Raw genomic sequence first — 11,579 nt, 5'->3', positions numbered from 1 at the left:
CCAGCATCTCGGGCGCCAAGGGCGTTGACGCCGATCCTTCGCCGCTTTAAGGGCGGGGGCCGGGGCGGAGTAGCTCAGTTGGTTAGAGCAGCGGAATCATAATCCGCGTGTCGGGGGTTCAAGTCCCTCCTCCGCTACCACCCGGTTTCCCTCGTCGCGACCATCCATCCGGTCTGACCGCTCCTCCCCCGCAGCCTCGGGCCGTCCGCCAGCCCGATCCGGGACCCGGAGCCGTCAGGCCGGCCCCTCTCCCGCAAGCCAGGCGACCGCCTGCCGCATCAGGGGTGCGAATCCTTCCCAAGGCGGAGAAGGCGGTGGGCAGCCAGTGGGGCCCGATATCGGAGGTCCAGGCAAGCGTGCGGCCCCGTCCCCAGCGGCCGGTCACCAGAAGGGGATGGCCGCCCTCCTCCTCCGGCAGGGTCAGGAGCACCTCGGCCTCGGGGCGCGCCCGGACCTCGTTGGCCCCCAGCAGAAGGGGCCATGGCTCCGGCGGCAGGTCCGCAAGGATCGGGTGGCCGGCGCGGCGGATCACGGGGCGGAATCCCTCGGGCACTTCCAGACGGTCGTCGACGGGCAGCATCGTCACGGGCAGCGCCTCCTCGACCGGCGTGCGGTGCCAGCGCGCGCGGCCGTCGATGCCCTGAAAGCTGAGATAGCCCCCGACCATGGCGAGACCGCCGCCCTCGGCCACCCAGTCGCGCAGGCGGCGCAGGCGGTTGGGGACGGGGCGGCCGTGGAGCCAGACCTCGGGCGGCAGCAGCAGGGTATTGGCCCCCACATCCGACAGGATGACCGCCCGGTAGCGATCCAGTCCGTCGCGGTCGAAGGGAAAACCCTCCGCGGCCTCGTGCGCCCGGAGCCAGGTGACGCGAAAGCGGCCCTCCGCCTCGAGCGCGGCCACGAAGGCGTCGGCGCCCGTGTGGAAGGTGGTGGAATGGAAGATGTCGAAGCCCTTGGCGTGCACGGCGGTGGAGGACCAGCTCTCGCCCACCAGCAGGATGTCGGTCGTCATGGGGATGGCCTCCGGAGACGGGACGGACGCGACCGGGCGGGCCCTGGCGCGACAGGGCTCCGTCGGGTCACGGGCGGAGGATAGCCGGGCCGGCGGCGGCAGGAAGCCCCTGCCTTGCGGCGGCCCGGACAGGGGGTCAGTCGAGACCCTCCTCGCCCAGCAGGTGCCGGCCGCGCCGGTCCTCCACCTCGAGAACCCAGAGGTCGGGGTCGAAGCGGATCTGGCGGGCGATGGCCGCGTCGGCGGCCTCCTCCTCGCCCTCGGCGAGAACCGCCCAGACGCGCCGGCCGGTGGCGAGGTCCCAGGAGCGGTGCAGGACGACCGCGCGCCCGTCGAGCGTGGCGCACTTGACGAGGACGGCCCCGGCATCGGCGTCGCCGCGCCGGACCACCACAGCCGGGATCGCCTCGGCGCCGAGCCGCGCAAGATAGGCCGAGACCCAGAGCCCGGTCCTGAGGCGCGGCGTCTCCATCGTGTCAGGCGCCGTCGCGCCAGTCGAGACCCATCTCGCCGAAGCGTTCGGGGTCCTCGAGCCAGTTCGGCTGGACCTTGACGGTCAGGAACAGGTGGACGCGGCGGCCCATGAAGGCCTCGAGGTCGCGGCGCGCCGCCTGGCCCACGGCCTTGATCGTCTCGCCGCCCTTGCCGAGCACGATGCCGCGATGCCCCTCGCGCGCGACATAGATGACCTGGTCGATGCGGGCCGAGCCGTCGGGGCGTTCCTCCCAGGCTTCGGTCTCGACGGTCAGTTCGTAGGGGATCTCCTGGTGGAGGCGGAGCGTGAGCTTCTCGCGCGTGGTCTCGGCGGCGAGGGTGCGCATGGGCAGGTCGGCGAGCTGGTCCTCGGGGTAGAGCCAGGGGCCGGGAGGCATCCGGTCGGCGAGCCAGCGGCGCAGGTCGTCGGTGCCGTGGCCGCGCTCGGCCGAGATCAGGAAGGTGCGCTCGAAGGGAAAGGCGGCGTTGAGCGCCTCGGAGAGCGGCAGGAGCGATTCGGCCCTGACGCGGTCGATCTTGTTGACGGCGAGCGCCACGGGACGGGGGCCGATGCGGTCGCGCAGCGCGTCGAGGATGGCCTCGACCCCCTCGGTGAGGCCGCGATGGGCCTCGACGAGGAGCACGACCACATCGGCGTCGGCCGCGCCCCCCCAGGCGGCGGCGACCATGGCGCGGTCGAGCCGGCGGCGGGGGCGGAACAGGCCGGGCGTGTCCACGAACACGATCTGGGAGGCGCCCTCGATCGCCACGCCGCGGATGCGGGAGCGGGTGGTCTGGACCTTGTGGGTGACGATGGAGACCTTGGCGCCGACCATGCGGTTGAGAAGCGTGGACTTGCCGGCGTTGGGCTCTCCGATCAGGGCGACAAAGCCCGCGCGGGTGGGGGGATCGGCGGGCGCGTCGGGGGCGGTCATGGCTGGAGCCTCTGCAGGAGGGCGGCCGCCGCCTCGTGCTCGGCCGCGCGCTTGGTGGAGCCGGTGGCGCGGGCGGTCTCGCCCGTGGCGAGGCGGGCCTCGATGGCGAAGAGGGGGGCGTGGTCGGGTCCCTCGCGGTCCAGAAGGGCATAGGCGGGGGGCGGCAGGCCGCGGGCCTGGGCCCATTCCTGCAGCGCGGTCTTGGCGTCGCGCGCATCGCGGGGGGCCGAGGCGATGCGGGGCCCCCAGAGGCGCAGGACGGCCGCGCGGGCGACGGGGAGCCCGCCGTCCAGATAGAGCGCGGCCACGACCGCCTCCATGGCGTCGGCAAGCAGCGCCTCCTTGCGGCGGCCGCCCGAGAGCATCTCGGAGCGGCCGAGCTTGAGCCCCTCGCCCAAGCCGATCTCGCGCGCGATGGCGGCGCAGGTCTCGCGGCGGACGAGCGCGTTGAGGCGCGGCGCGATCAGCCCCTCCGGGGCTTCGGGGTCGGCCTCGAGCAGTGCCTCGGCAATGACGAGGCCGAGGACGCGGTCGCCCAGGAATTCGAGGCGCTGGTTGTCCTCGCCCTCCCCGCGCGAGCCGTGGGTGAGCGCGCGGGCGAGCAGCGCGGGGTCGCGGAAGCGGTGGCCGAGACGCTCCTCGAGGGCGCGGAGGGCGGCACCGGGGCGGGCGGCGCGCGCCGTGGGCGAGGGGGGGTCCGGCTCGGCATGGGGGATGGGGCGACGGGTCATGGGCGATCTCAGCGGACGGGCTCGAACAGGCGGGAGGGCCGCCAGTAGCGGGGGTCCCAGGGGCGGCGGCCTGCGGCCGAGACCAGCACGAGGGAGGCGCGGCCGATGACCGCCTCCTCCGGCACGAGGCCCGCGCCCCCGACCCCGGGCGCCAGGCGCGAGTCGCGCGCGGCATCGCGGTCGTCGCCGAGGACGAAGAGATGGCCCGGCGGCACCTCGACGGGCTCCATCCGGTCGAGCGGACGCTGCCCCGCATCGAGCGCGAGGAAGGAGGCCCCGTCCGGCAGCGTTTCGCGCCAGAGCCGCGTGCGGCATTCCGCCCCGAGGCCGACCGCGCCGTTGCCGCAGACGGGCAGCGCCCGGCGGGGTCCTTCGGGGCGGAAGGGCTCGGAGAGAAGGCCGGCGTCGCTGCGCCGGGCGGGGCGGCCGTCGATCACGGGCACGCCGTCCTCGACTGCGACGCGGGCGGGTCCTCGCGCAACGAGGCGGCCCCAGCCCGGCCCGTCCGCGCCGCGGAAGGCGATCACGTCGCCCGGTGCGAGCGGCAGCGGTGCGCGGCGCAGGAGCACCAGATCCCCCGGCCGCAAGGCCGGGCGCATCCCGTGCGCCAGGACGGGCGCGGCCGTCCACAGCAGGCTGCCCAGCAGGCCCAGCGCGGCGAGCCCCGCAAGCCCCAGCCCGAAGGCTCGCAGCGCACCGTCGGGGTTGCGCCGCCGCTGCGAGGAGGGTGCCAGGACCAGCGCGGCGAGAAGGACCCAGCGCAGCCAGGGCACCAGCAGAAGCCAGGCCCAGGCCCCCCGCAGCCCCATATCCGTGAGCCGCCGCAGGACATGGCCGGTCGCCGGGACGGCCAGAAGCGCGAGGGGCACAATGCCCGCCGCCTCGTGCCAGCGCGACCATTCGTCCACCAGACGGGGCCCCCAGCGCAGCCAGGCGGCGGGCAGCGCCACCAGCATCAGCACGGCCAGGAAGGGCTCGGGCGCCGTCCGCCCCGTGGGGACGAAGCCCTGCGCCAGAAGCTCGGGCGGCGAGGGCCAGGGGCGGCGGCGGGCGGCGGCGGCGGGCACGCGCCCCCTCCCTAGCGGATCGGGTGGAAGAAGCGGTCGCCGCGCCAGGTCCAGAAGGCGAGCATGGAGCGGCCCGCGGAGGAGAACATCACCCGGTCGGCGCGGCCCACGAGATCCTCGGCCGGCACGAAGCCCACGCCGCGGGCGGATTGGGGAAAGCGCGAATCCGTCGAGTTGTCGCGGTTGTCGCCCATGAAGAAGTAGTGCCCCTCGGGAACGGTGAACACGCCCGTGTCGTCGGCCACCGAGCGGCCGATGTCGAGGACGGAATAGGATCGCCCGTTCGGCAGCGTCTCGATGTAGCGGTCGGAGATGCAGGGCTCGCCCGGACGGCGCGGTCCTCCGCGGCAGGAGGGGGGCAGGCCCTGCGGTCCCTGGGGCAGGTAGGGCTCGACGAACTCGCCCGCGGGCTCGAGGGGGACGGGCTCTCCGTTGAGCCAGAGGCGGCCGTCGCGCATCTGGACGCGGTCGCCGGGCAGGCCGATCAGGCGCTTGATGAAGTCCACGCCGGTGACGGGGTGGCGGAACACGACCACGTCGCCGCGCTCGGGCTCGGAGCCCAGCACGCGGCCCTCGGGCCAGGGCAGCCAGCCGCAGAAATCCTCCTGGTCGAGGTCGAGCCCGATCGCGGCGATGCGGATCGAGGGGCAGGAGGCGTAGGAATAGCCGTAGGCCATCTTGTTGACGAACAGGAAGTCGCCGATGAGCAGCGTGTCCTTCATCGAGCCCGACGGAATCCAGAAGGGCTGAAAGAACAGGGTGCGGAAGATCCCGGCGATCAGAAGCGCCCAGAAGATGGTCTTGAGCGTCTCCCAGACGCTGCCGAGAAAGGTCTTGGGCGCCTGCTCGACCTCGGCCGTCCGCCGTCCCCATGCCATGCGATCCGCCTCCCTGTCCGGGGGCGCGGCGCCGCGGCGCCCGCCCGGTCGCGCGGTGCCGCTGTCTGGCGCGGGGGGCGGTCCAAGTCAACCGCGCGCGGGCGCTGCGCCGGACGGCGTGAACGGCTCGCCAAGAGGGCGGGCCTCGATGACCACGAAAGCCTGTGCCCAGGGATGGTCGTCGGTCAGGGTGACGTGGACCAGCGCCTGGTGACCGGGCGGCGTCATGGCGGCGAGCCGGCGCGCGGCCCAGCCGGTCAGGTGCATCACGGGCTGGCCGGTCTCGAGGTTCGACACCGCCATGTCGCGCCAGGCGATGCCCATGCGCAGGCCCGTGCCCAGCGCCTTGGAGCAGGCTTCCTTGGCGGCCCAGCGCTTGGCATAGGTCGCGGCCTCGTGCGGGCGGCGGGCGGCGCGGGCCTGCTCGCGCGGGGTGAAGACGCGGTCGCGGAAGCGCGGCCCCCAGCGGGTCAGCGTGCGCTCCATCCGCTCGATGGAGCACAGGTCCGCGCCGATGCCGAGGATCACGGCGCGGCACCCTCGGGCGGCTCCTCGACCTCGGCCGAGAGGCTGTCGTCGGCCACGCCGAAGGTCAGGCGCAGCGTCACCTCCTCGAGTTCGCTCGATTCGGGCACAAAGCGCAGGGCGGGCAGGCGCAGGTCGAAGAGCGCGAGGTCGGGGTTCTCGGCCGTCTCGATCCCCTCGAGGTCGAGCGCGGCGAAGCCGATCCCCCCCTCGGAGACGAGGCGGCAGCGGCGGGGGGGCTGGGGCGGCGGGGGCAGGTCGGGGTCGGGCTCGCTCTCGGGCAGCGGCGGCAGGGTCAGCACCAGGAGGTCCACGCCCCCTGCCCCGTCCTCGATGACGGCCACGCGGACGGCGCCGTCGGCGAGCGCGCGCGAGGTTTCCTCCCAGGGCTCGACCAGGGCGGTGACGGGGGGGGCGGGGTCGCACTCGGCCACCGCCTGCGCCGCGAGGGGCGCGGGCGCGAGAAGCGCGAGGGCCGAAAGGCTATTCCTGGCCGTCCGCATAGAGGTCGATCACCTCCTCCTCGAGCACGCCGCCCACGGGGGTGAAGGGCTCGTTGCTGGCGGCGCGGAAATCCTCGATCGAGAGGCCGCCGAACATGAAGTATTTCGGGTGCACCCGGGCCTGGGTGGCGGCATACACGATGCGGTCCACGCCGGCGAAGCGCAAGGCCGCAAGGCACATCTCGCAGGGCTGGAGGGTGGAGATCACCGTGGCCCCCCTGAGGTCGGTGCGGTCCATGCCCTGCGTGACGGCGGAGATGGCGACCATCTCGGCGTGGCGGGTGGGATCGGACCATTCGTGGACGCGGTTCTCGCCCCAGGCGAGGACGCGGCCCTCGGCCATCACCGCCGCGACGATGCCCACGCCGCCGTCGCCTTCGGCGATGGCGCGGGCGCGGCGGATGGCCTCCCGCATGGCGTCGCGCTCGGCCGCGGTGGGCTCGGGACGGGCAGGGGCCCGGGCAAGAGGGTCGTCGGGGTCGGTGTCGGGAAGGGGGGCGGGGATCTCGGGCATGGGCGCACCTGCGCGGAGGGAAACCTGCGCCGGAACGGGGCCGGAGGCGCGCGGTTCCCTGGCGGGGGGCTTCAGGGCGCGCGCGCGGCGTCCATGCGGCGGCGCATCTCGGCGATGGCGGGCGCGAGGCCCTGCATGATGGCCTCGCCGATCAGGAAGTGGCCGATGTTGAGTTCGCGCAGTTCGGGGATGGCGGCGACCGGGGCCACGGTGTCGTAGGTCAGGCCGTGGCCGGCATGAACCTCGAGGCCGAGGGCGTGGGCCCGGGCGGCGGCGTCGCGGATGCGGGCCAGCTCGGCCTCGGCCTCGGCCTCGCGGCCCTCATGGGCGGCGTCGCAATAGGCGCCGGTATGGATCTCGACCACGGCGGCCCCCGTCCGGGCGGCGGCCTCGATCTGGCGGAGGTCGGCAGCCACGAACAGCGACACGCGGGCCCCCGCCTCGCGCAAGGGGGCGACGAAGCGGGCGAGCGCGTCCTCCTGGGCGAGGACGTCGAGGCCGCCCTCGGTGGTGCGCTCCTCGCGCCGCTCGGGGACGAGGCAGACGGCATGGGGGCGGTGGCGCAGCGCGATGGCCTGCATCTCGGGGGTGGCGGCCATCTCGAGATTGAGCGGGCGGGTGAGGGATTCGGACAGCCGCGCGATGTCGGCGTCCGAGATGTGGCGGCGGTCCTCGCGCAGATGCGCGGTGATGCCGTCGGCGCCGGCGGCCTCGGCGATCAGGGCGGCGCGGACGGGATCGGGAAAGGCGGTGCCGCGGGCATTCCTCACCGTGGCCACATGGTCGATGTTCACCCCGAGCCTGAGCCGGTCCATCGCGTCCTCCGAATCTGGCGCGCCACCCTAGGCGAGGCGGCGGCCGGGGACCAGAGCGGGACTCACTCCTCCGGCGCGGCGAGGCGCTGGAGGCGCGCCTGGAGCTTGCGGCGGCGCGCGGCCTGGTAGGCGCGCACGATCCCCACGGTCAGCCAGTAGCAGATCGCGGTGGCGACGAGGCCCGGAAGGATGCCGCCGACGAAATAGGGAATGAGGATCAGTTCGGCGAAGTGGCGCAGCCCGACCCAGTCGGGCGTGTTGCCGGTGAAGGGATAGACGAGCATCGTCCAGACATCCGCCAGACCCTCCGCGAAGGCCTGGCCGAGATTGTCCATGAGGCGGCGGTCGAGCGGCAGGCCGAGGATCCAGTAGCCCAGCGCCATGCAGAGCGCGGAGATGGGCACGATGGTGGCGGGGTTGTTGATGAAGGTTCCGATCAGGGAGGCGACGATGTTGCCCCGGATCGCCCAGGCCAGAGCCATCGACAGGACGAAATGCAGCCCGTAGAGCGGCGTGAAGCTGACGATGACGCCCGCCGCGATCCCGCGCGCGATCTTTTCGGGGCTGTCGGGCAGCCGCCGCAGGCGCAGGCTCATGTAGCCCACGGCCCGGCCCCAGCCGCCCCTGGGCCAGAGCGCCTCGCGCAGGGCGCGAAGGGGGGGGCGGCGGTCGCGGCGGCGGAAGACCATCAGGGGCGCGGCGCGGCCGATTGTTCGGACCGGCGGGGGTCGCGATGGCGCGCGACCGAGGAGACCTGGCTTTCGGCCTCGAGCGCGGTCAGGACGCGGTGGAGATGCTCGGCGTTGCGCAGGTCCACGTCCACGAGCAGACGGTAGTAGTCGGGCTTGCGATCCACGAAGGACAGATCGGAGATGTTGGCGGATTGCTCGCCGATCAGGGTGCAGACCCGGCCCAGCACGCCGGGGCCGTTGGAGATGGTCATCTCGAGGGTGACGGTGTTGACGGGCCGGTGCGTCCCCTCCTGCCAGTGCAGGTCGAGCCAGCGGTCGGGCTGGTCCTCGTAGCGGGCGAGCGCGGGGCAGTCGATGGCGTGGACGACGACGCCCTGTCCGCGCTGGGCGATGCCCACGATGCGCTCGCCGGGAACGGGCTGGCAGCAGGGGGCGCGGGCATAGGCCTGGTCGGGCGAGAGGCCGACCACGGCGCGCGCCTCCTCCACCTCCTCGCCGGGGCGCTGGGCGAGGTCGGGATAAAGGACGCGCACGACCTGGCGGGCGGTGATCTCGGCCGAACCCAGACGCGCGAGCAGGTCGTCGGCGGCCTCGAAGCCCATGGCGCGGGCGGCGGTCCGGAGCGCCTTGTCAGTCGCCTTTCGGCCCACGTTCTCGAAGGCGACGCGGGCGAGTTCGGCGCCGAGCTTGATGAAGCGCTCGCGGTCCTCCTCGCGCAGGGCGCGGCGGATGGCGGACTTGGCGCGGCCCGTGACCGCGATGCCGACCCAGGAGGCCTGGGGGGTCTGGCCCTCGGCGGTGATGATCTCGACCATCTGGCCGTTGCGGAGCCGGGTATAGAGGGGCACCCGCACCCCGTCCACCTTGGCGCCGACGCAGGCATGCCCGATGCGGGTGTGGATGGCATAGGCGAAGTCGATCGGGGTAGCGCCCTTGGGCAGGGGGATCACATGGCCCTTGGGCGTGAAGCAGAACACCTGGTCCTGGTACATCTCGAGCTTGACGGCCTCGAGAAAGTCGTTGTGGTCGGCGCCGTCCTCGAAGCGCTCGGTCATCTGGGCGATCCAGCGCGCGGGGTCCACGGCGAAGCGGTTCTCCGAGCGCACGCCGTCGCGGTAGGACCAGTGCGCGGCCACGCCGGCCTCGGCCACCTCGTGCATCTCGTGGGTGCGGATCTGGATCTCGACCTGCTTGCCGTCCCGGCCCGCGACGGTGGTGTGGATCGAGCGGTAGCCGTTCGACTTGGGCTGGGAGATGTAGTCCTTGAAGCGGCCCGGCACGGCGCGCCAGCGCTGATGGACGGCGCCGAGCACGCGGTAGCAGTCCGCGGCCGTCGCCACGATGACGCGGAAGCCGTAGATGTCCGAAAGCCGCGAGAACGCCTGGTCCTTGGTCTGGAGCTTGCGCCAGATCGAATAGGGCTTCTTGGCGCGGCCCGTGACCTCGGCCGCGATACCCTCGCGCGCCATGAGTTCGCGCAGGTCTTCCACGATCTTGGCGATGACGTGGTCGGCCTCGCCCTGGAGCGTCAGGAAGCGGCGGATCACGGAGGCGCGCGCCTCGGGATTGAGGACCCGGAAGGCGAGGTCCTCGAGCTCCTCGCGCATCCACTGCATGCCCATCCGCCCCGCGAGGGGGGCGTAGATGTCCATCGTCTCGCGCGCCTTCTGAGCCTGCTTGTCGGGGGCCATGGCGCGGATGGTGCGCATGTTGTGCAGACGGTCGGCGAGCTTGACAAGGACCACGCGCAGGTCGCGCGAGGTGGCCATGAACAGCTTGCGGAAGTTCTCGGCCTGGCGCGTCTCGTCCGAGCGGATCTGCATCTTGGTGAGGTTGGTGACCCCCTCGACCAGCTCGGCGATCTCGGGGCCGAACTCGCGCTCGATCTGAGCGCGCGAGGCCTTTGTATCCTCGACCGTGTCGTGCAGCAGCGCCGTGACGATGGTGGCGTCGTCCATCCGCTGCTCGGCCAGGATGCGGGCGACGGCGGCGGGGTGGGTGAAATAGGCCTCGCCGGACTTGCGCAGCTGGCCTTCGTGCATGGCCTCGCCGAAGGCCCAGGCGCGGCGGATCAGGTCGGCGTTGGTGCGCGGGTTGTAGGCGTGCACCTGCCGGATGAGGTCCTCGACCGTGGGAGCAACCGGCGCCGATGCCGCGGCGACGGGAGCGGCCGCCTCGTCGGAGGCGGCCTGCGCTCCGGCCCGCAGCGCGCCCTGCGCGTCCATGGGACCGACAGCCCCGCGCGCAGGATCAGCGCGGCTCGTTGGCCTGGAGGAGCTGGCGCAGCAGGCGCTCCTCGTCCATGTCGTCCTTGGCGGGCCGGTCCATCTCGGGCGCCATGAGGATCGCCATGGCGTCCTCCTCGGGCTCGTCCACCTCGATCTGGGTCTGGTGGGCGGCGATCAGGCGCTCGCGCAGGTCGTCAGCGAGGACGGTCTCCTCCGCGATCTCGCGCAGCGCGACGACGGGGTTCTTGTCGTTGTCGCGCGGCAGGGTGAGCGGCGCGCCGTCGGCCAGTTCGCGCGCACGGTGGGCGGCAAGCAGCACGAGTTCGAAGCGGTTGGGAACCTTGTCGACGCAATCCTCGACGGTGACGCGGGCCATGGGGCGCTCTCCCGAAACTGGGCCGGCCGGGCGGAGGACGAGCGGGATCGTCCGGCGGAGCCGGCCTGCGGAACGCCCCCCCTAGCGCGGGCGATGGCGCTTGGCAAGGGGGCAGAGGTCCTGCGGCCGTGCGTCTCACACCGGGCCGAGAGGCCGGACGTCCCGCAGCGCCTCTGCCGGCAGGGCCGACAGCAGCGCAGACACGGTCAGGCCGAGCGCCGGGTGGCGCCAGGAGGGGGCGATCTCGGCCAGGGGCAGCAGGACGAAGGCGCGGTCCTGCAGCCGCGGATGGGGCAGCACGAGACCGTCCGGCGCCTCCCGTCCCTGACGGGCGGGGGGCAGATCCCGCCAGGCCTTGGCCGTGGCGGGGTCTGGCCGGATCGCGTCGCCCCAGGCCAGGAGGTCCAGATCGAGGCTGCGTGCCGTCCAGCGCCCCTCGCGGCGGCGGCCGAACGCCGCCTCGAGGGCATGGAGCCGCCCGAGCAGGCGGTCTGGAGAGAGGAGGGTCTCGAAGGCGGCGGCGGCGTTGACATAGTCTGGCCCGCCCGGCGGCCAGGAGGGGCTGCGCCACAGCCGGCTCGGCCGGATCGGGCCGCAGGCCACGTTGTCGGTCCCGAGAGCGCCGAGGGCCGCGCGCAAGGTGGCTTCGGGCGGACCGGCGGACGAGGGCAGGTTCGCCCCGAGCGCCACAAGCGCGAGGACCGGAGCCGCGGGCCCGGCGCCGTCCCGGGTGCAGGCCGCGTCATCGCGCGGGTTGCGCGCCGGGACGGGTTCCCTATCTTGGACGGACGGGCCTGACGGCATTTCGCGTCCCGCGCCCGATCGAGCA

General features: G+C 73.5%; 14 protein-coding genes and 1 tRNA gene. 1 reads left to right on the top strand and 14 read right to left on the bottom strand.

What is annotated here, in order from left to right; all coding sequences use genetic code 11:
• Positions 1-63 precede the first annotated feature (63 nt).
• A tRNA-Met gene (locus tag GT358_RS14785) sits at positions 64-140 on the top strand.
• Here the strand turns inward: GT358_RS14785 and GT358_RS14780 are convergent.
• The 14 genes from GT358_RS14780 to folK form a co-directional block, all read right to left on the bottom strand.
• On the bottom strand, positions 119-1,012 hold the full coding sequence (locus GT358_RS14780) for a glutamine amidotransferase (RefSeq protein WP_166583401.1): 894 nt from the start codon (positions 1,010-1,012) through the stop codon (positions 119-121). The two genes, GT358_RS14785 and GT358_RS14780, sit on opposite strands and share 22 nt — an antisense overlap.
• Positions 1,013-1,148: 136 nt before the next feature.
• The gene (locus GT358_RS14775) at positions 1,149-1,484 is read right to left on the bottom strand and encodes a DUF1491 family protein (RefSeq protein ID WP_166583400.1); all 336 of its coding nucleotides are present in this window, start codon (positions 1,482-1,484) and stop codon (positions 1,149-1,151) included.
• 4 nt (positions 1,485-1,488) lie between these two features.
• Complete coding sequence (era, locus tag GT358_RS14770) at positions 1,489-2,421, bottom strand: GTPase Era (RefSeq protein ID WP_166583399.1); 933 nt, start codon at positions 2,419-2,421, stop codon at positions 1,489-1,491.
• The gene (gene rnc, locus GT358_RS14765) at positions 2,418-3,152 is read right to left on the bottom strand and encodes a ribonuclease III (protein WP_166583398.1); all 735 of its coding nucleotides are present in this window, start codon (positions 3,150-3,152) and stop codon (positions 2,418-2,420) included. Before rnc ends, era begins: the two co-directional genes overlap by 4 nt.
• 8 nt (positions 3,153-3,160) lie before the next feature.
• A complete protein-coding gene (lepB, locus tag GT358_RS14760) occupies positions 3,161-4,219 on the bottom strand; it encodes a signal peptidase I (RefSeq protein WP_166583397.1) in 1,059 nt (352 codons plus the stop codon).
• A gap of 11 nt (positions 4,220-4,230) precedes the next feature.
• Positions 4,231-5,097, bottom strand: coding sequence for a signal peptidase I (gene lepB, locus GT358_RS14755; RefSeq protein ID WP_166583396.1), 867 nt, complete (start codon positions 5,095-5,097; stop codon positions 4,231-4,233).
• 87 nt (positions 5,098-5,184) lie between these two features.
• Entirely contained in the window at positions 5,185-5,625 is a 441-nt protein-coding gene (gene acpS / locus GT358_RS14750; RefSeq protein WP_166583395.1) for a holo-ACP synthase, read from the bottom strand.
• Complete coding sequence (locus GT358_RS14745) at positions 5,622-6,125, bottom strand: hypothetical protein (RefSeq protein WP_166583394.1); 504 nt, start codon at positions 6,123-6,125, stop codon at positions 5,622-5,624. The genes acpS and GT358_RS14745 overlap by 4 nt, the downstream gene beginning before the upstream one ends.
• On the bottom strand, positions 6,106-6,639 hold the full coding sequence (locus GT358_RS14740) for a nucleoside deaminase (protein WP_166583393.1): 534 nt from the start codon (positions 6,637-6,639) through the stop codon (positions 6,106-6,108). Before GT358_RS14740 ends, GT358_RS14745 begins: the two co-directional genes overlap by 20 nt.
• A gap of 71 nt (positions 6,640-6,710) precedes the next feature.
• Positions 6,711-7,454 (bottom strand): pyridoxine 5'-phosphate synthase, encoded by a 744-nt coding sequence (locus GT358_RS14735; protein ID WP_166583392.1) that lies wholly within the window; start codon positions 7,452-7,454, stop codon positions 6,711-6,713.
• A 62-nt stretch (positions 7,455-7,516) separates the two neighbouring features.
• On the bottom strand, positions 7,517-8,143 hold the full coding sequence (locus GT358_RS14730; protein ID WP_166583391.1) for a DUF2062 domain-containing protein: 627 nt from the start codon (positions 8,141-8,143) through the stop codon (positions 7,517-7,519).
• Entirely contained in the window at positions 8,143-10,371 is a 2,229-nt protein-coding gene (locus tag GT358_RS14725) for a bifunctional (p)ppGpp synthetase/guanosine-3',5'-bis(diphosphate) 3'-pyrophosphohydrolase (protein ID WP_166583390.1), read from the bottom strand. The genes GT358_RS14730 and GT358_RS14725 overlap by 1 nt, the downstream gene beginning before the upstream one ends.
• Positions 10,372-10,396: 25 nt before the next feature.
• The gene (rpoZ, locus tag GT358_RS14720) at positions 10,397-10,750 is read right to left on the bottom strand and encodes a DNA-directed RNA polymerase subunit omega (protein WP_166583389.1); all 354 of its coding nucleotides are present in this window, start codon (positions 10,748-10,750) and stop codon (positions 10,397-10,399) included.
• A gap of 135 nt (positions 10,751-10,885) precedes the next feature.
• Positions 10,886-11,440, bottom strand: a complete 555-nt coding sequence (gene folK / locus GT358_RS14715) for a 2-amino-4-hydroxy-6-hydroxymethyldihydropteridine diphosphokinase (RefSeq protein WP_371416307.1) — start codon at positions 11,438-11,440, stop codon at positions 10,886-10,888.
• Between the last annotated feature and the right edge of the window lie 139 nt (positions 11,441-11,579).

The organism is Rubellimicrobium sp. CFH 75288, from assembly GCF_009904055.1.
In the GTDB taxonomy this organism is placed as follows: domain Bacteria; phylum Pseudomonadota; class Alphaproteobacteria; order Rhodobacterales; family Rhodobacteraceae; genus Rubellimicrobium.
This window is presented reverse-complemented; position numbering and strand designations above follow the sequence as displayed.